The organism is Streptomyces sp. NPDC098789 (assembly GCF_044759975.1).
In the GTDB taxonomy this organism is placed as follows: Bacteria; Actinomycetota; Actinomycetes; order Streptomycetales; family Streptomycetaceae; genus Streptomyces.
On record NZ_JBIWAJ010000023.1, the window covers coordinates 128,733 to 151,338 of the forward strand.

The following is a 22,606-nucleotide window of genomic DNA, read 5'->3' on the forward strand; positions in this document are numbered from 1 at the left end:
GAGTGCGGGAGGCGGAACGGTCGTTTCGGCTCCCATGCTGCCGCCTCCGCCCCGGCGGGGCGGGACGCGGCGTCCGCGCGGCGGGTCAGCGCCCGCGCAGGCGGCGGACCAGGATGCTCGCGTCCCCGCGGGACTCCAGATCGGCCAGGACCACCGCGACGGCCTCGCGCACGATCCGCCCGCGGTCCACCGCGAGCCCGTGCTCGCCGCGCAGCACCAGCCGCGCGTGCTCCAGGTCCATCAGCTCTTCGGCGGAGACGTAGACCGTGATCTTCTCGTCGTGCCGCTCGCGCCCGCTGGGCCGCCGGTTCGCACCGCGGCCCTGGCCGCGCCGCTGCTCGCCGCCGCCGGCCCCGCCCGCGGAGCTGACAGAACCTTCCTGCGGCCTGCGCTGCTGGCCCACGGCGCCCGCGGCGCCCATGGCGGGGTCCGCCTCCCGGCCGCGCCCCTCCGCCCCCGCGTCCTGCGCGGTGGCGGTGTGCTCCGTCCGGACCGACGCACCGCCCGCGTCCTCGGCCGCGCGTCGCGGCGAGGACGACTGGAGGGCGGTGCCCCCCGTCGTGCGGAACAGTTCGTCGGCTCCGGGCAGACTCACTCGGCGGGACACCGGGCGAGCACCTCCCTGGCCAACTGGCGGTAGGCGGCGGCGCCGACGGAGTTGGAGGCGTACGTGGTGATCGGCTCACCGGCGACCGTGGTCTCCGGGAAGCGCACCGTGCGGCCGATGACGGTGTGGTAGACGTGGTCGTCGAAGGCCTCGACGACCCGCGCCAGCACCTCGCGGCTGTGCACCGTACGGGAGTCGTACATCGTGGCGAGGATGCCGTCGAGCTCCAACTCGGGGTTGAGCCGCTCCTGCACCTTCTCGATGGTCTCGGTCAGCAGCGCCACGCCGCGCAGCGCGAAGAACTCGCACTCCAGCGGGACGATGACCTTGTGAGCCGCCGTCAGGGCGTTCACGGTCAGCAGACCGAGCGAGGGCTGACAGTCGATCACGATGTAGTCGTAGTCGGCCATCAGCGGCTTCAGGGCCCGCTGGAGCGTCGACTCGCGCGCGACCTCGCTGACCAACTGCACTTCGGCGGCGGAGAGGTCGATGTTGCTGGGCAGCAGGTCCATGTTCGGGACCGCCGTCTTCAGCAGCACCTCGTCGGCCGACATCCCCCGCTCCATGAGCAGGTTGTAGACCGTCAGGTCGAGTTCCATCGGATTCACGCCGAGGCCCACGGACAGCGCGCCCTGCGGGTCGAAGTCGACGAGCAGCACGCGGCGCCCGTACTCGGCGAGGGCGGCACCCAGGTTGATGGTCGACGTGGTCTTGCCCACGCCGCCCTTCTGGTTGCACATCGCGATGATCTTCGCCGGACCGTGGTCGGTCAGCGGACCCGGGATCGGGAAGTACGGCAACGGCCGTCCGGTCGGGCCGATCCGCTCCCGGCGCTGGCGGGCAGCGTCGGGCGCGAGGGTGGCCGCGTACTCGGGGTCGGGCTCGTACTCGGCGTCGGGGTCGTAGAAGTGCCCTTCGGGCACCACGTCATAGTCGGCGAAACCAGTGGGCTTTTCGCCGCTCAGGTCGCCGGCCCTGGAGTTCACGTCTAGGCCGTCCATGCTCTTTTGGGGCGTCGTCAGGTGCTGGTGGTTTGCGAAGGTGCGTACCGCGACGGAGCCGACCGCCTCGAGTCCCACAGGACCCTGGCCCCGCGCAGGCATCCCTGCTTGGCCACCTCCAGGAGCAAATGTCGACTCATTCACAAGTCGTCTTACCTCCTTGGACGTGACCAGGACACTTATCGATAGGTCAGCGTGGCACCATGCCGACGGTTGGCGACTCTATGGCGTGTCACCGCTCCGCAGCAACACAATCCGCCGGACCCGCCGCGTTGTGTCGGCAACCGAACACCACTCTGTCAAGGGCGTGCGAGCTGTCACTGCGAAGTTTCACGGGTGCGCGAATCGGTTAAAGGGTTACGTTCGAGGCGAGTTGAGCGGGGTCGCCGCGGGCCTCGAAACACCTCCGGCCGGACCTTGCTGACAAGGTCCGGCCGGATACGTGAGATTGACGTCAGTCGTTGACGGGAAGCCGTCGACCGATGTCGACCGCGCGTGTCGGATCAGCCGAGGAGCGAGCTCAGCTCCAGGGTCGGCAGGCCGTGGGCCTCGGCGACCGGGCCGTAAACGACCTGTCCGTCATGGGTGTTGAGACCCAGCGCGAGGGCGGCGTCGCGACGCAGCGCCTCGACCCAGCCGTTGTTCGCCAGCGACACGATGTAGGGCAGCGTGGCGTTGGTGAGGGCGTAGGTGGAGGTGTTCGGCACCGCGCCCGGCATGTTGGCGACGCAGTAGAAGACCGAGTTGTGGACCTCGAAGGTCGGCTCGGCGTGAGTGGTCGGACGGGAGTCCTCGAAGCAGCCGCCCTGGTCGATCGCAATGTCGACAAGGACACTTCCGGGCTTCATCCGGGAGACCAGCTCGTTGGTGACCAGCTTCGGGGCCTTCGCACCCGGGATGAGCACCGCACCGATGACGAGGTCGGCCTCCAGGACCGCCTTCTCCAGCTCGAAGGCGTTGGAGACGATCGTCTGGATCTTCGTGCCGAAGATCTTGTCGGCCTCGCGCAGCTTGTTGATGTCGCGGTCGAGCAGGGTCACGTGGAAGCCCATGCCGATGGCGATCTGCGCGGCGTTCCAGCCGGAGACGCCGCCGCCGATGACGACGGCCTTCGCGGCCTGGGTGCCGGGGACGCCGCCGGGCAGGATGCCGCGGCCGCCGACCGAGCGCATCAGGTGGTAGGCGCCGACCTGCGGGGCCAGGCGGCCCGCGACCTCGGACATCGGGGCGAGCAGCGGGAGCGCGCGGTTGGCCAGCTCGACCGTCTCGTACGCGATGGCGGTGGTGCCGGACTCCAGCAGCGCGTCGGTGCACTCGCGGGAGGCCGCGAGGTGCAGGTACGTGAAGAGGGTCTGGTCCTTGCGGAGGCGGTGGTACTCCTCCGCGATGGGCTCCTTGACCTTCAGCAGCAGGTCGGCGGTGGCCCAGACCTCGTCGGCGGTGCCGAGGATCTCGGCGCCGGCCGAGACGTACTCGGCGTCCGTGATCGAGGAGCCGACACCGGCGTTCTGCTCGACGAAGACCTGGTGGCCGCTGCGGACCAGCTCATGCACGCCGGCGGGCGTGATGGCGACCCGGAACTCGTTGTTCTTGACCTCGCGGGGGATGCCGACCTTCATCGTCGATCACGGTCCTTGGCTCAGGGGAAATTACTGGGTACTTCCATACATACCCGCCCACAAGAACGCGCAACGGGATGCACCACGGGCTGCCGCGGTGAACCCAGTCTAATGAAGGATGAGTCGCTGTCTAGCCTTGCAAACGAATAATCTCAGTCGGAACCACTACGGATTTCGCAGGCTGCGGGGTCATCTCCCAGCAATCTGTCGGCCGTGGCCCGGTGCAATCGGGCGGCCGCGGGGTCGCCGAGGCGGTCGAGCGTGTCGGCGAGCCGCACCTGCAGCGCGGCCTGCAACCGCAGATCACCGGCCTTGCGCGCCAGCTCGACCGCCTCCCGGCAGGTGTGCAGCGATTCCTCCGGCCGCCCGGCGTACTCGCGCACCCGTGCCATTTCGCTCAACGCCTTTGCCTGGCCCGGGACATCGGCCAGCTTGCGGTAGCCCGCCGAGGCCGCCCGCCAACTGCGCAGCGCGTCCCCGTAGCGGCCCGCGTAGGTGTGCACGTTGCCGAGCCGCCCGTACAGCCTCGCCTCGTCCGCTCGCTCCCCCCTCGCGAGGGCCTGGGACAGCGCTCGACCGAACCAGTCGGCGGCCCGGTGCCAGTCCCCCAGCTCCTGGTAGGCACCGCCTACGGATTCCATCGCGCGGCCGGTCGCGTAGGGGTCGTTCGCCGCCCGTCCCGCGTCCAGCGCGGCCCGGTAGCGCTCCAGGGCCTCGTGCGTACGTCCGGTCTCGGCGTCCAGGTCGGCCAGGTTCAGCAGGGCCGCGGCCTGCTCGCGGTGCAGCCCGCGGCGCTCGGCGACGTCCAGTACGAGCCGGTGCAGCCCGTAGAGCTCCGGCGCCGCCTCCGCGGTGCCCCGGTGCTCGGCCAGCGCCCGGACGAGGGCCGCGACCAGGCGGCGGGCCAGGGTGTCCAGCTCGCCGTCCGCGACCGCCAGCGCGGCGGCCGCGGTCAGCGCGGGCAGCCTGCCGTCCAGCCAGCGGGCGGCGGCCCTGCGGTCCGGGAAGCGCAGGGTGCGCGGCAGCCCGTCGAGCATCTCGCGTACGACGTCCTCGTCCTCCTCGGCCATGGCCCGGCAGGAGTGCAGCAGCCGGACCGTGCGCTCCAGCATCCGGGCCCGGGCCAGCTGGACCTCGGCCGCGCGCTCCTTGGCCTCCAGGAGCGCCTGGAGCAGCGGGGCGAGGCAGCCGGGCAGCAGGTACTGGCCGTCGGCCTCGGGGCGCAGCAGCGCCAGCCCGGCGAAGTCCTCCAGCGTGGACTGGGCCGCCGCGACGGAGCAGCCGGCGAGGGCCGAGGCGATGTGCGAGTCGACCACCCCGGCCGGGGCGAGCGGCAGCAGCCGCAGGCTGCGCTGGGCAGGCTGCGGAAGGGATTCGTAGACCAGCCGGAAGGCGCGGGCCAGCGGTCCCGCGGTGCCGGCGGGCATGTCGTGGAGCTGCTTGGCCACATCGGCGACGGCGGCCTTGGGGTGGGTCGCCAGGTAGCCCCCGGCCAGGGCGAGCGCGGCCGGCTGGCCCCCGCAGGCCTCGGCGAGCGCCTCGGCGGCGCGGGGGTCGGCGGTGACGCGGGTGGCGCCCATGCGCTGGGCGAGCAGTTCCACGGCGGAGGGGGTGTCGAGGCCGCCGAGGGTGCAGGGGCGGACGTCCGGGATCCCGGTGAGGGGGCCCTCGGCGGTCACCACGACCAGGCACTCGGGGGTGTCCGGCAGCAGCGCGTCCACCTGGTGCGGGTCGGCGGCGTCGTCGACCAGGAGGATCGCCCGCCGGTCGGCGAGCGCCTCGCGCAGCGCCGAGCTCAGCTCGTCCTCGGCGGCGCCGGGCGGGGTGGCCCGACCGAGCGCCTCCAGCAGGCCCCTGACGGCGCGTTCCGTGGCGACGACCTCTCCGCCGGGTGCGGTGAGCCGGGTCCGGAGCACCCCGTCGGGGTACTCGTCGGCCACCTCGCGCACGAACGCCTCGGCGAGGGCGCTGCGGCCGCTTCCGGGGCGCCCCGCCACGAGCAGCACCCGCGCCCGCGGCGCCTTGGCCTTGCGGCCGGAGAGGGTGTCGAGCCCGGTCCTGGCGATGTCTTCGCGCAGCTCCTTGAGCTCGCGCCTCCGCCCGACGAAATCCGTCACGGATCCGCTCCTCTCCCTGCCCTCGGGGATCCCGAGAGTAGTTCACACAGAGCGACGACCCGGGTGGAGCGCGGCGGACAAATCGCCCGATCGGATCAGCGGATGGTCACACCGTCGCTTCCCGGAGGGGCTGGATGCGGCCGGCGCGGAGCCGTGGCCGTCCCATGGCCGCTGGGGCCTCCGGCGGCGCCTCAAGGGCCGGCCACATCCAGCCCCGCCGGCGTTTGAGGCGCCGCCGGAGGCAGGAAGGGCACACGCTGCCCGCACCCGGCAGCCGGCACGGCACCCCGCACCCGCCCCCCGCGGGGTCACGCCCCGTACGGCCGGGCCGGCCACGGCGCGTCGGCCGGACGCAGCGAGGCCACGCCACCCCCCGCGAGCGCGGCCGACAGCGCCAGCACCCCCGTCACCAGCCCGGGATTGGCCAACTCCCCCGCCAACACCCCCCGCACCAGCTCCCCCACCGGCACCCGCGCCAGCTTCATGTCCGCCTCCTCGTCGGAGACGGCGTACCGCTCCCCGTCCGCCTCCGCGAGGTCCCGCGCCAGGAAGATCCGGATCGCCTCGTCGGACCCCCCGGGCGAGGCGAAGAAGTCGGCCAGCACCCACCAGGACCCGGCCTTGACGTGGGTCTCCTCGTACAGCTCCCGCTGCGCCGCGTGCAGCGGGTTCTCCCCGACCACGTCGAGCAGCCCGGCCGGCAGCTCCCACAGCCGGTGCCGCACGGGGTGCCGGTACTGCTTCAGCACCAGCACCCGGTCCTCCTCGTCCAGCGCCAGCACGCACACCGATCCCGGGTGCACCTGGTAGTCGCGCCCCGCGACGGTCCCGTCCGGCATCCGGACCCGGTCCGACCGGACCGCCGTCTTCGCGCCCTCGAACGGGGTGCGCGCGTCGACGACCTCCCACGACTCCGCCGTGTCCGTGATGCCCATGGCCATACCCTCCCGGGAAACGCGACAGCCGGGGCACGATCCCGTGCCCCGGCCGCCTACGGTATTGCGTCTAGACCGGCTACTTGCCCTGCTGGCGCGCCACGGCGGCCTTGACCAGGCCCGCGAAGAGCGGGTGCGGGCGGGTCGGGCGCGAGCGCAGCTCCGGGTGGGCCTGGGTGGCCACCAGGTAGGGGTGCACCTCGCGCGGGTACTCGACGTACTCGACGAGCTTGTTGTCCGGGGAGGTGCCCGAGAAGACGATGCCCGCCTTCTTCTCCAGCTCGCCGCGGTAGGCGTTGTTCACCTCGTAGCGGTGGCGGTGGCGCTCCTCGACGTACGGCTGGTCGGCGTAGACCTCGCGCACGATCGAGCCCTCGGCGAGCTTCGCCGGGTACATGCCCAGGCGCATGGTGCCGCCCAGGTCGCCCGCGCCCTCGACGAAGGCCAGCTGCTCCTCCATCGTGGAGATCACCGGGTTCGGGGTCGAGGCGTCGAACTCGGTGGAGTTCGCGTCCTCGATGCCGGCCAGGTTGCGCGCGGCCTCGATGACCACGCACTGCAGGCCCAGGCACAGGCCGAGCAGCGGGATCTTGTTCTCGCGGGCGTAGGTGATCGCGCCGACCTTGCCGTTGACACCGCGGTCGCCGAAGCCGCCGGGCACGCAGATCGCGTCCACGTCGGACAGCTGGGCGGCGGCGCCCGCCGGGGTCTTGCAGTCGTCGGAGGTGACCCACTTGATCTGGACGCGGGCCTTGTTGGCGAAACCGCCGGCGCGCAGCGCCTCGGTCACCGACAGGTAGGCGTCGGGCAGGTCGATGTACTTGCCGACGAGCGCGACCTTGACCTCGTGGTCGGGGTTGTGGACCCGGTCCAGCAGGTCCTCCCAGACCCTCCAGTCCACGTCGCGGAACGGCAGGTCGAGCTTGCGCACGACGTAGGCGTCCAGGCCCTCGGTGTGCAGCACCTTGGGGATGTCGTAGATCGACTTGGCGTCGATCGCGGCGACGACCGCGGCCTCGTCGACGTCGCACATCAGCGAGATCTTGCGCTTGATCGAGGTCGGGACCTCGCGGTCGGCGCGCAGCACGATCGCGTCGGGCTGGATGCCGATGTTGCGCAGGGCCGCGACCGAGTGCTGGGTCGGCTTGGTCTTCAGCTCGCCGGAGGGGCCGATGTAGGGCAGCAGCGAGATGTGCACGACGAAGACGTTGTCGCGGCCGACCTCGTGGCGGACCTGGCGGACGGTCTCCAGGAACGGCAGCGACTCGATGTCGCCGACCGTGCCGCCGACCTCGGTGATGACGACGTCGACGTCGTCGGTCGCCATCCGCCGGATGCGGTGCTTGATCTCGTTGGTGATGTGCGGGATGACCTGCACGGTGTCGCCGAGGTACTCGCCGCGCCGCTCCTTGGCGATCACCTGCGAGTAGACCTGGCCGGTCGTGACGTTGGCCGAGCCGTCGAGGTCCACGTCGAGGAAGCGCTCGTAGTGGCCGATGTCCAGGTCGGTCTCGGCGCCGTCGTTGGTGACGAACACCTCGCCGTGCTGGAACGGGTTCATCGTGCCCGGGTCGACGTTCAGGTAGGGGTCGAGCTTCTGCATCGTGACCCGCAGGCCCCGCGCCTTCAGCAGCGCACCCAGGCTGGAGGCCGTCAGACCCTTGCCGAGGGACGAAGCGACACCCCCGGTGACGAAGATGTGCTTGGTCGTCATGGCTGTGCTGTTTCGAAAAGCAGCGGGCGGCGTCGCCAAGAGGGGGCTCCCGTGGTCGCGAGGTGAGTGAGTCCGACGCCTTCCCCGGGTCCCGCGAGGGAGGGTCCAGGGGCGTCGGAGCTGCGGTTTCGGGGTTCCTGATTTGCACAGGCAGACCACCGGTCCACGGGGTACCAGCCTATCAGCGACCCGGACAGTCCGCCTCCGGCCACGCGCGCGCCGCACGCCGGGCGGGTCCGCACCACGATCCCCGCCCGCCACCCCCGTGCCCGTTGGCAACGCCAACACCCGTCACCCGTTTGGCTCAGGCATATTCTTCCAAGACTTAAGGAGATCACTAGGGTGCCGTCATATCCTGCTCGGATATCACTCAGCGGGAATCGCACAACGCAAGCGCCCTTCGGGGCGGACGTGGCCGTTCGACTGGAGATCCAACGTGTCCGGGCGCATCGAGGATTACGCACTGATCGGGGACATGCAGACCGCAGCACTGGTCTGCCGGGACGGCTCGGTGGACTGGTTGTGTCTGCCACGTTTCGATTCCCATGCCGTCTTCGCGGCTCTCCTGGGGACCGAGGACCACGGCTTCTGGCGCATCGGCCCGGCCTTCGCCCCGGGCACCGCGGCGCCGCGGGCCGACCGCCGCCGCTACGACGGCGACTCGCTGGTGCTGGAGTCCGAGTGGGACACCCCGCGCGGCACGGTGCGTGTGACCGACTTCATGCCGCCGCGCGAGGACCACGCCCCGCAGCTGATCCGGATCGTCGAGGGCGTCAGCGGCCGGGTGCCGATGCGCTCCGCGCTGCGGATGCGCTTCAGCTACGGCCGGGTGGTCCCGTGGGTGCACAAGGTGGACTCCCGTACGGTCGCCGTCGCCGGCCCGGACTCGGTCTGGCTGGACACGGACGCGGAGACCTACGGCAAGGACCTCACGACGTACTCCGACTTCACGGTGGCGCCCGGCGAGCGGGTCGCCTTCTGCATCAGCTGGCAGCCCTCGCACAAGGAGCCGCCGGAGGCGCCCGACGCCGAGGCCGCGCTGGAGGCCACCACCGGGTTCTGGCGCGAGTGGGTCGAGCAGTGCACCTACCACGGCCCCTACCGGGAGGCCGTGGTCCGCTCCCTGATCACCCTCAAGGCCCTGACGTACGGCCCCACCGGCGGCATCGTGGCCGCGCCGACCACCTCCCTGCCGGAGGAGATCGGCGGCGTCCGGAACTGGGACTACCGCTACACCTGGCTGCGCGACGCCGCGATCACCCTCTCCTCGCTGCTGCGCACCGGCTACCGCGCGGAAGCCGCCGCCTGGCGCGAGTGGCTGCTGCGGGCGGTGGCGGGCGACCCGGAGAACCTACAGATCATGTACGGGATCGCGGGCGAACGGGAGCTGGGCGAGACCGAGCTGGACTGGCTGCCCGGATACGAGAACTCCAGGCCCGTGCGCGTGGGCAACGGCGCGGCGCACCAGCTCCAGCTCGACGTGTACGGCGAGGTCACCGAGGCCCTGCACCTGGGCCACATGACGGGCCTGGCCCGCAACGACTACGCGTCGCTGCTCCAGCTCAAGCTGATCCGCTACCTGGAGACCCACTGGAACGAGCCGGACGAGGGCATCTGGGAGGTGCGCGGCCCGCGCCGCCACTTCGTGCACTCGAAGGTGATGGCGTGGGTGGCCGTGGACCGCACGATCAAGCTGATCGAGAGCGGGGACGCGGACGGCCCGCTGGAGCGCTGGCGCGAGCTGCGCGACGAGATCCACCAGGACGTGTGCGAGAAGGGCTACGACAAGGAGCGCAACACCTTCACCCAGTCGTACGGGTCGAAGGAGCTGGACGCCTCCTTGCTGCTCATCCCGCAGATGGGCTTCCTGCCGCCGGACGACAAGCGGGTCATCGGCACCATCGAGGCGATCCAGCGCGAGCTGTCCACCCCGGACGGCTTCATCCTGCGCTACCCGACGGCCGGCGACGAGGCGGGCGTGGACGGCCTGGAGGGTGACGAGGGCGCGTTCCTGGCGTGCTCGTTCTGGATGGCCGACGACCTCGCGATGATCGGCCGCGTGGACGAGGCGCGCCGCCTCTTCGAGCGACTGCTGGCGCTGCGCAACGACCTCGGGCTGCTGGCGGAGGAGTGGGACCCGCGCCTCCAGCGCCAGGTGGGCAACTTCCCCCAGGCCTTCAGCCACGTCCCCCTGATCGACACCGCCCTCCGCCTCACAGCCAGCGGCGCCTACGGCGGCTGACCCACCCGCACGGTCCGGTCCGGTCCCCCCGACGGGACCGGACCCGCCCAACCCAGCCCCACCGACGGGACCGGGCCCGCCATTCCAGCCCCGCCGGCGTTTGAGGCGCCGCCGGAGGCACAACGGGCCCGGCGGCAGCCCACCGGCCCCCGCCACACCGAACCCCCGCCCGCCCCGGCAGGACCCGGCAGGACCCGGAAGGCGGACCCCCGGCCCGCGACCTAGGCTGGAGAGGTCCAGTGCCCCTCACGCTGAAGGGGGCTGCCATGGCGCCCCTCTCGAAGGCGGGCGCGGCCCTCACCGCGCTCCGCGAGGACCTGTCCGGCGAAGTGTTCGCCCCGGACGATCCCGGATACGACGACGCCCGCACCGTGTTCAACGGCATGGTCGACCGCCGCCCCGCCGCCATCGCCCAGTGCGAGAGCGAGGCCGACGTCGTCACCGCGATCCGCTTCGCCCGCGAGCTGGACCTGCCCGTCGCGGTCCGCGGCGGCGGCCACAGCGTCGCGGGCAACGCCCTGGGCGACGGCGCCCTCGTCGTCGACCTGCGCCGGATGAACGAGGTGACGGTCCACCCCGCCGCCCGCGCGATCCGGGTCGGCGGCGGCGCCCTCATGGGCGACCTCGACCGGGCCTGCGCCCCGCACGCCCTCGCCACCACCGGCGGCCGCGTCTCCACCACCGGCGTCGGCGGGCTCGTGCTCGGCGGCGGTTCCGGATGGCTGGACCGTGCCTTCGGTCTCGCCGTGGACAACCTCCTCGGCGTGGACCTGGTCACCGCGGACGGCGAGACCCTGACCGCGACGGCCGAGGACAACACCGAACTCTTCTGGGCCCTGCACGGCGGCGGCGGCAACTTCGGCGTCGCGACCTCCCTGACCCTGCGCGCCCACCCGCTGCCCGCCTTCGCGGTCGCGCTGGTGCTCTACGAGCCGGAGTCCGGGCCCGAGGTGGCCCGCCTCTACCGCGACCTGCTGGAGGCGGCCCCGCCCCGGGCCGGCGGTGGCGTGATCTTCATGACCGGTCCGCCCGCCCCCTTCGTACCCCCCGAGCGGGTCGGCACCCTGCTGTGCGGCGCGCTGGTGACGTACGCCGGCACCGAGGAGGAGATGCGCGGGGTGGCGCGGCCGCTGCTGGCCCTCCCGCACGTGGCGGAGCTGGTCACGGCCATCCCCTACGCCGACTTCCAGTGCATGCTCGACGACCCGCCGGGCCTGCGCAACTACTGGTCGGCTGAGTACCTGACGGGGGCGCCGGACGCGCTGCTCGACGTCTTCTGCGCCCGCGCCTCCTCGATGCCGGTCCCCACCGCCACCCAGCACGTCCTCTTCCCGCTGGGCGGTGCGATCGCCGACGGCCCGACGGACTACCCGGTGCCGTACCGGGATTCCCCCTGGGCCATGCACCCCTTCGCGGCCTGGGAGGACCCGGCCGACGACGAGCGCTGCCGCCAGTGGGTCAAGGACGTACGGGCGGACGCCGCGCCGTGGAGCACGGGCGCCGTGTACCTCAACTTCACCGGTGACGAGGGACCCGAGCGGGTCGCGGCCGGGCTCGGTGCGGAGAACCTGCGCCGGCTGGCCGGGGTGAAGGCCCGGTACGACCCCGACAACGTCTTCCGCTTCAACCACAACATCCGACCGGCCTGATCAACAGCCTGATCACCGGCCCGATCACCAGCCGGATCAGGACGCGCGGGCCCCTGATAGCGTCCCGAGATATGGACAACCAGGGCGGGATCACCGTTCAGCGGGCACTGGAGCTGCCGGGACTGCGCAGCGGGCTGCCGGAGGTCATGGCGGGCGCGGACCGGCTGGGCCGCACCGTGCGGTGGGTGCACGCCGGCGAGGTCCCCAACATCGCCTCCCTGCTCAAGGGCGGCGAACTGCTCCTGACCACGGGGCTCGGGCTGGGCACCCGGCCGAGCGAGCAGCGGGCGTTCGTGCGCCGGCTCGCCGACCGGGGGATCGCCGCGCTCGTCGTCGAGCTGGGCCCGCGCTTCACCAAGCTGCCCGCCACGATCGTGGAGACGGCGCGCGCCGCCGGGCTGCCGCTGGTCCAACTGCACCGCGAGGTGCCCTTCGTCACGGTGACGGAGGAGGTCCACACCGAGATCGTCAACGGCCACTACGCCCTGCTCCAGCGCGCCGAGGAGGTCCACCGGCGCTGTACGGAGGCGCTGCTGGGCGGCGGCGGCATCCCCCAGGTGCTGCGCATCCTCGCGGACTTCACCGCCAACCCGGTGTTCCTGGAGACCCCCGACGGGCAGCTGCTGTTCGCGGCCGCCAGCGCGGCGGGCGAGGCCGCGGCCGACCCGCTCCAGGTCTGGGAGGGCCTGCGCGGCCAGCGCGAGGCCGAGCCGTCGGCACACGCCGTGGTGGTCGACGTACCGGGCGGCGGGCCCGGCACCGGTTCGGTCCGGGCGCGGCTGGTCCTGCTCGGGGTCTCGGCCCCGCTGCTGCCGGTGCACCGGATGGCGGCGGAGCGGACCGCGGGGGTGCTGGCGGTGGTGCTGATGCAGGCCCGCCAGGAGGACGAGCTGGCGGCGCGCGGGCGCGGGGACTTCCTGACCGACCTCGCGGAGGGTCGGATCAGCGCCGACGACGCCCCGGCGCAGGCGCGCGTCCTCGGCTTCAAGCCGGGCGCCGGGCCGCTGCTCCCGATCGTGATGCGGCTCGCCTCCGACCTGGGCCCCTCCGGGAACTGGGCGGTGCTCGCGCGGGCCGTGCTGGAGGAGCTCGCGGCGGTCGGCGTACCGGTGCTGCTGGGCGTGCGGCCCGTGGAGGGGCGGGTGCCGCTGCTGGTGTCCCTGCGGGCCGAGTCGGAGCGCACGTCGGTCGCCGACCGGGTCGCGGCGGCGCTGCGGGCCGGGGTGGAGCGGGCCGGCCTGGACCGGGCGGGCGCACCGCCCGCGGTGGTCGTCGGGGTGGCGGGCGGCTGGGCGGCGGCCTCCGCGGGCCTGCGGCACGCGGCCGAGACCGCGACGGCCGCGCAGGGCCTGCCCGCCCGGCCCTGGTACGACGCGCGCCGCCTGGACATCGACCTGCTGCTGTGGCGGCTGCGCGAACAGCCGGACCTGGCCGCCTTCGTGGAGCGGGCGATCGGCGCGCTGCGCACCCACGACCTGACCTCGAAGCCGCCGCTGCTGCCCACCCTGGAGACGTACCTGGCCCACGCGGGCCGCAAGGCGGAGACGGCGCGGGAGCTGCACCTGAACCGCCAGACCCTCTACAACCGGCTGGCCCGCATCGCGGAGCTGCTGGGCACGGACCTGGACGACCCCGAAACGGTCCTGTCCCTGAGCCTGGCCCTACGCGCCCGCCGGCACGTTTCCTCTTGACGCGCCCCTCGCACCGCTCGGCGCCAGGGCGACCCCTCCCCGACGCGCCCCTCGCACCACTCGGCGCCAGGGCGCCTCGCGGGCTTCGGGCCGCTGCGTCGGACTCCGTCCGCCGGGAGCCGACCCGGCCGTAGGAAACCCGGGCCGGATGCGCTTGCCCGGGCGGCACCCCTGCGCCCGCCCCACCCGGCCCCGCCGGCGATTGAGGCGCGGGACCCGGGCGGAGCCCTCGGGTCGCCGGGCCGGTCAGCGTCCCCAGCGCTCCATCAGCTCGTCGTAGACGGACAGCACCTGGGCCACCGTGTCGTCCTCCGACGGCCACGTCGCGGCCTGGGCCCGCCCGGCCTCCGCCAGCACGGCCCGCCGGGTGGGGGACGACAGCAGGCCGCTCACCCCGGTGGCCAGGGCCTCCGCGTCCCCGTACGGGACCAGCACCGCCGCCTCGCCGACCAGTTCCGGCACGCCCCCGACCTCGGTCGCCACCAGCGCCACCCCGGCCCGCAGGGCCTCCTGGGCCAGCAGCGAGCGGGCTTCCCAGCGGCTCGGCAGGACCGCCACGTCGGCCGCGGCCAGCAGCTCGGCCGCGTCCGGGCGCCGCCCGAGCAGCCGCACGGGCAGGTCCTCGTCCACGATCCGGCGCGTCAACTCGGGCCGCAGCGGCCCCTCCCCCGCGATCACCAACAGCGGTACGGGGTCCAGCGTCCGCCATGCCCGCGCCGCGTCCAGCAGCACCCCGTACCCGCGGTGCGCCACCAGGCTGCCGACGGCGATCAGCAACGGCCGTTCCACGACGCCCAGTTCCGCCCGGACCTTGTCGAGGTCGCACCGGGCCCGCGCCCCCGGAACCGTCACCGGGGCCAGTCGCGCGTCGCGGGCCCCGCGCAGCCGGGCCAGGTCCACCTGGTCCGAAGAGGTCCCCAGGACCACCGCGGCCGCCCGCGCCACCCGGCGTTCCATCAGCCGGGCGAGCCGCCCGAGCGCACCCTTGGCCCCGGGTCCACCGCCGTGCCAGGTCACCACCAGGGGCACCCGGCGCCCGCGCAGGGCCAGCGCGGCCCGCATTCCGGCCTGCACCCCGTGCGCGTGGACCACGTCGGCGCCGGCGCACGCGGCCCGCAGCGCGCTCACCGCGTCGGGGGCGAACTGCGCCCCGGCGCCGGTGAAGTCGTACTCCCCCTCCGCTTCGGCGGGCGCGCACACCGTCACCCGCAGCCCGCGGGCGGCGAGCCCGGTGGCGAGCGAGCGCACGTGGGCGCTGCTGCCCGCGCCGGCGCCGCCGAGGACTTGGACGGTGCGCAGGGGAGGTCGCCCGTACGGCTGGACCGGGACTGGTACCGCGGAGCTGCTCACGGGCCGGGCTCCTGGAGGAGGGAGTCAGGGACGTCGCCCAGGATGCCAGCCCGCACGCGCGTTCCGGGACCATACGGGTGCGGATCCCGTGCGGGAGCCCGTCACATGGCCCCGGCTATCACCCACATAGGTGATGTCGGGGCGCGTCCGGTGCCGCGAGGGCGGGCCGGAACGTGACGGAGCCCGGGAGCATGTCCAGCTCCCGGGCTCCAGCTTGCCACCCATTTGCGCACACCGGCGGCGTTTAAGAACCGCGGGTCATGTTGAGATCGACGTGTTCTGCCTTTGAACTACAGCGCCACGAGAGAGGCGCCGGGGGGACTTGAACCCCCATCCGTCGATGTTCGCCCGCGCTCGGTCGATCCGGTGTTCGGCGGCGAATACTGAGACTGGAGCGAGAATCTGAGATTGACGGGGCCGCCTCTGCCGGGCTTGGGCCACCCCCGCACGTGGTGCGGGGGGAGGGATTCGAACCCCCAACTGACACCCCTTCTTCAGCTTCAACATCAGTTTCAGCTTGCGCTCATCGCGCACCCCCCGCTCGCGACGGGGGGCGTGTGTGGGGCTACCTGAAGAGGTAGCCGAATACCGCGTCGCCGATCCGCTGGTCGGTGACCTCGGTGTTGTTCGCCTCCTCGCGGGCGAACTTGACGGCCTGCTGGAGCTTCTCGACGCGGTCGAGGAGCTCGTTGACCCGTCGGGCGGGCAGCGCGCCGGAGAACTTCACCGTGGTCCAGTAACCGACCGGTACGTCCTCGTAGTACACCTCGACCTGCGCCGGGTGCTTCTCCGTGGCCTCGGCCTTCACGTGGTTGCGCGGAACCTTCTTCGTGCGGATGGTCCGCACCGCGTCCGTCTTCCACGAGTCCGTCGAGGGGTCCAGGTTCCACGACTCGGAGGCGTCGAGCACCGGCAGCTTGCGCACGAAGGTGTGCAGGTCGGTGAGTTGCTTCTCCAGGAACAGCAGGTAGGGCACGGGCACCTGGGGCAGCAGCACCGCGGCGTCGACCACCACGTCCGCGACGGCGGACCGGTTCGCCCAGTCCTTCGTCGCGGTCACGTCGAAGAGCCGCGTCAGGGTCCCCGCGGTCGCCCGCAGGGCGTCCTCGGCCTTGATCTGCACCCGCGTGGACTCGGGCGGCAGCTGCTCGCCCTCCTCGTCCTTGGGCTGGTAGGTCCGGGAGATGCCGGCGAGCAGGGCGGGCTTCTGCACGTCCTGGTGAGCCTGGGTGAGCTCCTGGAGGGCCTTGGACTTGACGCCCTTTTCGACTGCGATGATCTGATTCAGCTTCGGCACACGGCGAACCTAACAACCTTGCGCCGCAAGCACATCCGATTAAATTCCGGCCTGACCGGGCCACCCGGTCGAGCCTTTCCGGTCACCGCGCTACCCGTCGGCGCGCGCGGTCTCCAGCAGTTCCTCCGCGTGCGCCCGGGCCGTCTCCGAGTCCTCCTGGCCGGCCAGCATCCGCGACAGCTCGCGGATCCGTTCCTCGCCCTCCAGGACGGTGACGCCGCTGCGGGTGACGGACCCGTCGACGGTCTTCTCCACCAGCAGCTGCCGGTCCGCGAAGGCCGCCACCTGCGGGAGGTGCGTGACGACGACGACCTGCGCGGTCTTCGCCAGCTTCGCGAGGCGCCGGCCGACCTCGACCGCCGCCTTGCCGCCGACGCCCGCGTCGACCTCGTCGAAGAGGTACGTCGGCACCGGGTCCGAGCCCGCGAAGACCACCTCGACCGCCAGCATCACCCGGGAGAGCTCACCGCCGGAGGCGCCCTTGGCGATCGGCCGCGGCTGCGCGCCCGGGTGCGGGGCCAGCAGCAGCTCCACCTCGTCGACGCCCGAGGGCCCGTAGGTCACCACGCGACCGCCGACCTCGACGCCCTCGCCCGAGGGGTCCTCGGTCTGCCGGATGTCGATGCTCACGCGGGCGTGCGGCATGGCCAGCGAGGCCAGTTCGGCCGTGACGGCGGAGCCGAAGCGCGTGGCCGCCTCCGTCCGTGCGTCGGTCAACGCCTGCGCCAGGCCGGACAGTTCGGAGCGGAGCGCATCGCGCTCGGCGGTCAGCTCCTCGATCCGGTCGTCGTCCCCGTCGAGTTCCAGCAGGCGTACGGAGCCCTGCTCGGCCCACTCCAGGACGGAGTGCACGGAGGCGCCGCCGGCACCGCCGTGCCCGTACTTGCGGGTCAGCTGGGTGAGCGCGGCGCGCCGCTCCTCGACCGCCGCCAGCCGCAGCGGATCCGCGTCGAGCCCGTCGGCGTAACCGGCCAGCTCGCCCGCCACGTCGGCGAGCAGGATCCCCAGCTCCCCGATCCGTTCGGCGAGCACGCCGAGCGCCGGGTCGTGGGCGCGCACGGACTCCAGTGCGCGGTGCGCGCCCGCGACCATGGTGTTCGCGTCGACGCCCTCGGGGTCCTCCGGATTGCCGGCGAGCGCGGCGTGCGCGACGGCCGCCGCGGAGGCCAGGGATTCGGCGTGGCCGAGCCGCTCCGCCTCGGCGGCCAGCTCGACGTCCTCGCCGGACAGCGGCTCCACCGCCGCGATCTCCTCCAGGCCGAAGCGCAGCAGGTCCGCCTCCTGGGCCCGTTCCCGGGCCCGGGTGGTGATCGCGTCCAGTTCGCCGGCCACCGCCCGCAGCCGCCGGTGGGCGGCGGCGTACTTCTCCAGCGGGACCGCGACCGCGTCACCGGCGTACCGGTCGAGGGCCTGGCGCTGGCGCGCGGGGCGCATCAGGCCCTGCTGGTCGGTCTGCCCGTGGACGGCGACCAGGTCGTCCGCCAGTTCGCCGAGCAGGCCGACGGGCACCGAGCGGCCGCCCACGTGGGCGCGGGAACGTCCCTCCGCGGACACCGTGCGGCTGATCAGCAGGGCGCCGTCGTCCAGCTCGGCCCCGGCCTCCTCGGCCCGCAGCGCGGCGGGCGCGCCCGGGCGCAGCACGATCCGGCCCTCGACGATCGCGGCCTTGGCCCCGATCCGTACGAGTGCCGGGTCGGCCCGTCCGCCGAGCAACAGCCCGAGGCTCGTGACGACCATCGTCTTGCCCGCACCGGTCTCGCCCGTCACCGCGGTGAAACCGGGCGACAGCTCGACCACCGCGTCGTCGATGACTCCGAGCGACCGTATCCGCATCTCCTCAAGCACGCCCCAGACGATACCGAGGTTTCCCGCGCGCCATGCGCCGTCCCCGCGGCGACCGCCCTCGATCGGGCGAGCGAGGGCGAACGAGGGCGAACGAGGGCGAGCTAGTGGGGAGCCCCGCGCCAGCCCGACACCGGGAGGGCGAACTTCGCGACGAGGCGGTCCGTGAAGGACGCGTGGTGCAGCCGGGCGAGCCGGACCGGGACGGCGCCCCGGCGGACCTCCACACGGGCCCCGGCGGGCAGCTCCAGCGTGCGGCGGCCGTCGCACCACAGGACCCCGTGCGGGGTGCCGGGCTGGACCTCCACCGCGAGCACCGAGTCCGGCGAGGTGACCAGCGGCTTAGCGAAGAGCGCGTGCGCGCTGATCGGGACCATCAGCAGGGCCTCGACCTCCGGCCAGACCACCGGTCCGCCCGCGGAGAAGGCGTAGGCCGTGGAACCGGTCGGGGTGGCGCACACGATCCCGTCGCAGCCGAAGCCGGTCACCGGCCGCCCGTCGATCTCCAGGACCACTTCGAGCATCCGCTCCGGGGACACCTTCTGGACGGCCGCCTCGTTGAGCGCCCAGTCCCGGTGCACGACGTCGCCGTTGTTGTGGACGGCCACGTCGAGGGTCATCCGCTCCTCGACCTCGTACGCCTTGGTGACCACCCGGTCCACGACCTTGTCCAGGTCGTCCCGCTCGGCCTCGGCGAGGAAGCCCACCCGGCCCAGGTTGACGCCCAGCATGGGCACCCCGGAGCCGCGCGCGAACTCCGCGCCGCGCAGCAGCGTGCCGTCACCGCCCAGCACGATGAGCAGCTCGCAGCCGTCGAGGACGCCGGGGGTGGACTCGGTGACGAGTTCCACCTCGGGCGGCAGCGGCAGGTCCGCCGCCTCGTGCCGCAGCACCCGCACGCCCAGTCCGCAGCGCAGCAGTCCCTGGACGACCAGCTCGGCGCTGCGGATGGCCGCGGGCCGCCCGGTGTGCGCGAGCAGGAAGACGGTGCGTGTTGCTGCCCCACCCGTTGCTGAATCTGTCACTGCGGCCCCTCCGCCACTGCACGGTCAACATCCGCCGGGTCGAGTGCCGGTGCCCCCGCCCGCAGCCACAGAAAATACTCGACGTTGCCGGACGGACCCGGAAGGGGACTCGCGGTGACTCCCAACACACCCAGTCCCAGCTTCCCCGCCTGCCGGGCGACCTCGCGCACGGCCTCCGCCCGCAGTTCGCCGCTGCGGACGACGCCGCCGCTGCCGAGCCGGTCCTTGCCGACCTCGAACTGCGGCTTGACCATGAGCACGAGGTCGGCGTCCGGCGCCGTGCAGCGCACCAGCGCGGGCAGCACCAGGCCGATGGAGATGAAGGAGAGGTCGCTCACGACCAGGTCGGCGGGGATCCCGTCGATCTGCTCCAGCGTCAGCTCGCGGACGTTCGTCCGGTCCTTCACCGTGACCCGGTCGTCGCTCTGCAGCGACCAGGCGAGCTGCCCGTAGCCGACGTCGACGGCGACGACGTGCGCGATGCCGGAGCGCAGCAGCACGTCGGTGAACCCGCCGGTGGAGGCGCCGGCGTCCAGCGCCCGGCGGCCCTCGACGACCAGCCCGTGGGGTCGGAAGGCGTCCAGCGCGCCGGCCAGCTTGTGGCCGCCGCGCGAGACGTAGTCGGGGTCGTCGTCGTCCTTGCGGACCACGAGCGCCGCGGCGGTCTCGACCTGGGTGGCGGCCTTGGTCGCGGTCGCCCCGCCCACGGTGACCCGGCCCGCGGCGATCAGCTGCGCGGCGTGCTCGCGCGAGCGGGCCATGTTGCGGCGCACCAGTTCGGCGTCCAGGCGGCGGCGTGCCACTCCTGCCACGTTCGGTTCAGCTCCTGAGGTCGTACGGCGTTGTCGGTGCGGGCGGCGGCGCGTCGAGCGCGGTCAGCTCGTCGCGCAGTGCCCGGTGTACATCCTCGTACACGGCGACGTGCCCGTCCGCCGGGAGGTGGTCGGCGTCGGCCAACCGTTCGAGTCCCGCGTCCACCGGGTCGTGGCCGGTGGGGGTGCGTACGAGGCCCAGCGGCGCGGGGCCGCCCGGCTCGGGCACGGCCTCGGGCACGGCCTGGGGCACGGCCTCGGGCGCTTCGTCGGTCATGCTCCGACGCTACCTCGAAGCGGGCCGCGGCCACGCACGGCTCTGCGGTACGGTCGGGATCACCATGGCGACGATCGAAGAGTGCCGCGGAGCACTCGACAAACTCTCCGACAACCTGGCCGGATCCGACGGGGACGTGCGGGGTGCGGTCGCGCTCGACCGCTCCCTGAGCTGCCACATCACCGATCTGGACCAGACGTTCACGGGCCGCCTCGACGGCGGCCGGATCCGGGTGGACGCGGCCTCGCCGCACCCCGGACCGCCCCGCGCCAAAGCGGAGATCCGTCTCTCGATGAGCGGCGACGACCTCCTGGCGATGGTGGCGGGCGAGCTGAGGTTCGCGAAGGCCTGGGCCTCCGGCCGGATCGGGCTGGAGGCCGGCTTCCGCGACCTGCTGCGGCTGCGCAGCCTGCTCTAGGCGGTCGCGGCGGCCGCTGCCGCGGGGGTCTTCGTACGAACCCTGCGCGCGGCCGGGATCACCAGCGGCGTCCCCGTCTCCGGGTCGTCGATGATCTGGCAGCGCAGCCCGAAGACCCGCTCCACCAGCTCGGCGGTGACCACCTCGGCGGGCGGCCCCTCGGCGACGACCTCGCCGTCGCGCATCGCGATCAGGTGCGTGGCGTAGCGGGCGGCGTGGTTGAGGTCGTGCAGCACGGCGACCAGCGTCCGCCCCTGCTCCTCGTGGAGCTCCGCGCACAGGTCGAGCACGTCGATCTGGTGCTGGATGTCCAGGTACGTCGTCGGCTCGTCCAGCAGCAACAGCGGGGTCTGCTGGGCCAGGGCCATCGCGATCCACACCCGCTGGCGCTGCCCGCCGGAGAGTTCGTCCACGGCCCGGTCGGCCAGTTCGGCGACCCCGGTCGAGGCCATCGACTCCTCGACGATCCGCTCGTCCTGCGGCGACCACTGGCGCAGCAGGCCCTGGTGCGGGTAGCGGCCGCGCGAGACCAGGTCGGCGACCGTGATGCCGTCCGGGGCGATCGAGGACTGCGGGAGCAGGCCGAGCGTCCTGGCCACCTTCTTCGCGGGCATCGAGCCGATCGCGTGCCCGTCCAGCAGCACCTGCCCGGCCGCGGGCTTCAGCATCCGCGACAGGGCGCGCAGCAGGGTGGACTTGCCGCAGGCGTTGGGACCGACGATCACCGTGAAGGAGTTGTCGGGGATCTCCACCGACAGGTTCTCGGCGATGACCCGCTGGTCGTATCCGAGGGTGACGTTCTGCGCGGTCAGCCGCTGCACTTGGGGTACTCCTTGGTTTCCGGCCCGGGTCGCGGGCCCAGTCACGGGCTGGTTCACGGGCTGGTTCACGAGCCGGCCGCTCATATCCGGCCCGCCTTGCGTTCCGTGACGAGCAGCCACAGCAGGTAGACGCCGCCGACGAGGCCCGTCACCACGCCGACCGGGAGCTGATCGGAGCCGAAGGCGCGCTGCGAGGCCCAGTCGGACAGCAGCAGCAGTACGGCGCCCATGAGCGCGCCGGAGAGCAGGTTCGAGCCGGGCGAACGGGTCAGCCGGCGCGCCAGTTGGGGCGCGGCGAGCGCGACGAAGCTGATCGGGCCGGCGGCGGCGCTCGCGGCCGTGGTCAGGACGATCGCCGCGAGCATCAGCAGGATCCGGGTGCGCTCCACCCGCACGCCCAGCGCGTACGCGGCGTCGTCGCCCATCTCCATCATGCGCAGCGCCCGGCCCTGGCCCAGCACCAGTGGGAAGACCACCAGGCAGGTCACGAGCAGCGGCCACACCTGGGCCCAGTCCCGCCCGGCCAGTGATCCGGTCAGCCACACCATCGCCCGGGAGGCCTCGACCAGTTGGGCCTTCGTCAGCAGGTACTGGATGACGGCGACGAGCATCGCGGAGGCGCCGATGCCGACGAGGACGAGACGGTAGCCCTGGATGCCCTGCTTGTAGGCCAGCAGGTAGACGACCGCGCCGGTCAGCACGCCGCCGACGATCGCGCCGGTGGCCACCGCGCTCGCGTCGCCCTTGAACAGGATGATCACGACGAGCGCGCCGACCGCGGATCCGTAGCCGAAGCCGAGCAGGTCCGGGGAGCCCAGCGGGTTGCGGGACACCGACTGGAAGATGCCGCCGGCCATTCCGAGGGCGGCGCCGACGAGCAGGGCGACGATCACCCGCGGCAGCCGCAGGTCGTTGATGACGAAGTCGTGGGCGGGGGTGCCGTTGCCGGCCAGCGTCCTGACGACGTCCAGCGGGGCGATCTCGAAGTCGCCGGTCCCGATGAGCAGCACGGCCAGCACCAGCGCGGCGACCAGCAACAGCAGGCCGACGGCCACGGCGCGCGGCTCCACGCGCAGGGAGATCCCGCCGGGCGTGCGCACCCCCCGGGACTTCGGCCCCTTCGACCCCTTCGACCCCGTCGACCCCTTGAGCGCCTTCGCGCCCTTCACGGCGGGACCGGTCTTCGCGT

The 22,606-nt window shown here is 73.0% G+C and carries 18 protein-coding genes; 4 read left to right on the forward strand and 14 right to left on the reverse strand.

Annotated elements, in window-relative coordinates; translation table 11 throughout:
- Nucleotides 1–85: 85 nt before the first annotated feature.
- The 6 genes from ACIQWR_RS34770 to ACIQWR_RS34795 all read right to left on the reverse strand — a co-directional run bounded on the left by ACIQWR_RS34770 (nt 86) and on the right by ACIQWR_RS34795 (nt 7,993).
- Entirely contained in the window at nt 86–607 is a 522-nt protein-coding gene (locus tag ACIQWR_RS34770; protein WP_404018047.1) for a hypothetical protein, read from the reverse strand.
- Entirely contained in the window at nt 592–1,710 is a 1,119-nt protein-coding gene (locus tag ACIQWR_RS34775; RefSeq protein WP_330329685.1) for a ParA family protein, read from the reverse strand. Before ACIQWR_RS34775 ends, ACIQWR_RS34770 begins: the two co-directional genes overlap by 16 nt.
- 401 nt (nt 1,711–2,111) lie before the next feature.
- Nucleotides 2,112–3,227: an alanine dehydrogenase gene (gene ald / locus ACIQWR_RS34780; RefSeq protein WP_404018050.1), complete on the reverse strand. Its 1,116-nt coding sequence runs from the start codon at nt 3,225–3,227 to the stop codon at nt 2,112–2,114.
- 152 nt (nt 3,228–3,379) lie between these two features.
- Entirely contained in the window at nt 3,380–5,344 is a 1,965-nt protein-coding gene (locus ACIQWR_RS34785) for a tetratricopeptide repeat protein (RefSeq protein WP_404018053.1), read from the reverse strand.
- 308 nt (nt 5,345–5,652) lie between these two features.
- Nucleotides 5,653–6,279, reverse strand: a complete 627-nt coding sequence (locus tag ACIQWR_RS34790; RefSeq protein WP_404018056.1) for an NUDIX domain-containing protein — start codon at nt 6,277–6,279, stop codon at nt 5,653–5,655.
- A 79-nt stretch (nt 6,280–6,358) separates the two neighbouring features.
- Nucleotides 6,359–7,993: a CTP synthase gene (locus tag ACIQWR_RS34795; protein WP_385779321.1), complete on the reverse strand. Its 1,635-nt coding sequence runs from the start codon at nt 7,991–7,993 to the stop codon at nt 6,359–6,361.
- Between the two features lie 436 nt (nt 7,994–8,429).
- Between ACIQWR_RS34795 and ACIQWR_RS34800 the strand changes: the two genes are divergently transcribed.
- The 3 genes from ACIQWR_RS34800 to ACIQWR_RS34810 all read left to right on the forward strand — a co-directional run bounded on the left by ACIQWR_RS34800 (nt 8,430) and on the right by ACIQWR_RS34810 (nt 13,575).
- Nucleotides 8,430–10,235: a glycoside hydrolase family 15 protein gene (locus ACIQWR_RS34800; RefSeq protein ID WP_404018059.1), complete on the forward strand. Its 1,806-nt coding sequence runs from the start codon at nt 8,430–8,432 to the stop codon at nt 10,233–10,235.
- A gap of 266 nt (nt 10,236–10,501) precedes the next feature.
- Nucleotides 10,502–11,884 (forward strand): FAD-binding oxidoreductase, encoded by a 1,383-nt coding sequence (locus ACIQWR_RS34805; RefSeq protein ID WP_404018061.1) that lies wholly within the window; start codon nt 10,502–10,504, stop codon nt 11,882–11,884.
- Nucleotides 11,885–11,955: 71 nt separating this feature from the next.
- Nucleotides 11,956–13,575, forward strand: a complete 1,620-nt coding sequence (locus ACIQWR_RS34810) for a PucR family transcriptional regulator (protein WP_404018064.1) — start codon at nt 11,956–11,958, stop codon at nt 13,573–13,575.
- Between the two features lie 246 nt (nt 13,576–13,821).
- On the opposite strand, the gene ACIQWR_RS34815 is transcribed toward ACIQWR_RS34810, so the two are convergent.
- The 6 genes from ACIQWR_RS34815 to ACIQWR_RS34840 all read right to left on the reverse strand — a co-directional run bounded on the left by ACIQWR_RS34815 (nt 13,822) and on the right by ACIQWR_RS34840 (nt 20,178).
- Complete coding sequence (locus ACIQWR_RS34815; RefSeq protein WP_404018066.1) at nt 13,822–14,925, reverse strand: glycosyltransferase family 4 protein; 1,104 nt, start codon at nt 14,923–14,925, stop codon at nt 13,822–13,824.
- A gap of 565 nt (nt 14,926–15,490) precedes the next feature.
- On the reverse strand, nt 15,491–16,222 hold the full coding sequence (locus ACIQWR_RS34820; RefSeq protein WP_404018069.1) for a hypothetical protein: 732 nt from the start codon (nt 16,220–16,222) through the stop codon (nt 15,491–15,493).
- Between the two features lie 90 nt (nt 16,223–16,312).
- On the reverse strand, nt 16,313–18,079 hold the full coding sequence (gene recN / locus ACIQWR_RS34825) for a DNA repair protein RecN (RefSeq protein ID WP_404018107.1): 1,767 nt from the start codon (nt 18,077–18,079) through the stop codon (nt 16,313–16,315).
- Between the two features lie 89 nt (nt 18,080–18,168).
- The gene (locus ACIQWR_RS34830) at nt 18,169–19,089 is read right to left on the reverse strand and encodes an NAD kinase (RefSeq protein WP_385779331.1); all 921 of its coding nucleotides are present in this window, start codon (nt 19,087–19,089) and stop codon (nt 18,169–18,171) included.
- Complete coding sequence (locus tag ACIQWR_RS34835; protein WP_404018072.1) at nt 19,086–19,901, reverse strand: TlyA family RNA methyltransferase; 816 nt, start codon at nt 19,899–19,901, stop codon at nt 19,086–19,088. Before ACIQWR_RS34835 ends, ACIQWR_RS34830 begins: the two co-directional genes overlap by 4 nt.
- Nucleotides 19,902–19,908: 7 nt before the next feature.
- Complete coding sequence (locus ACIQWR_RS34840; protein ID WP_404018074.1) at nt 19,909–20,178, reverse strand: hypothetical protein; 270 nt, start codon at nt 20,176–20,178, stop codon at nt 19,909–19,911.
- Between the two features lie 64 nt (nt 20,179–20,242).
- Here ACIQWR_RS34840 and ACIQWR_RS34845 point away from each other — a divergent pair, with 64 nt between their 5' ends.
- Complete coding sequence (locus ACIQWR_RS34845; protein WP_404018110.1) at nt 20,243–20,596, forward strand: SCP2 sterol-binding domain-containing protein; 354 nt, start codon at nt 20,243–20,245, stop codon at nt 20,594–20,596.
- On the opposite strand, the gene ACIQWR_RS34850 is transcribed toward ACIQWR_RS34845, so the two are convergent.
- Both ACIQWR_RS34850 and ACIQWR_RS34855 read right to left on the reverse strand, forming a co-directional pair.
- Nucleotides 20,593–21,417 carry an ABC transporter ATP-binding protein gene (locus ACIQWR_RS34850; RefSeq protein WP_404018077.1) on the reverse strand — a complete coding sequence of 275 codons (825 nt, stop codon included), beginning with the start codon at nt 21,415–21,417 and terminating at the stop codon, nt 20,593–20,595. The genes ACIQWR_RS34845 and ACIQWR_RS34850 overlap by 4 nt on opposite strands.
- 80 nt (nt 21,418–21,497) lie before the next feature.
- Nucleotides 21,498–22,586: a FecCD family ABC transporter permease gene (locus ACIQWR_RS34855; protein WP_404018113.1), complete on the reverse strand. Its 1,089-nt coding sequence runs from the start codon at nt 22,584–22,586 to the stop codon at nt 21,498–21,500.
- Nucleotides 22,587–22,606: the final 20 nt, after the last annotated feature.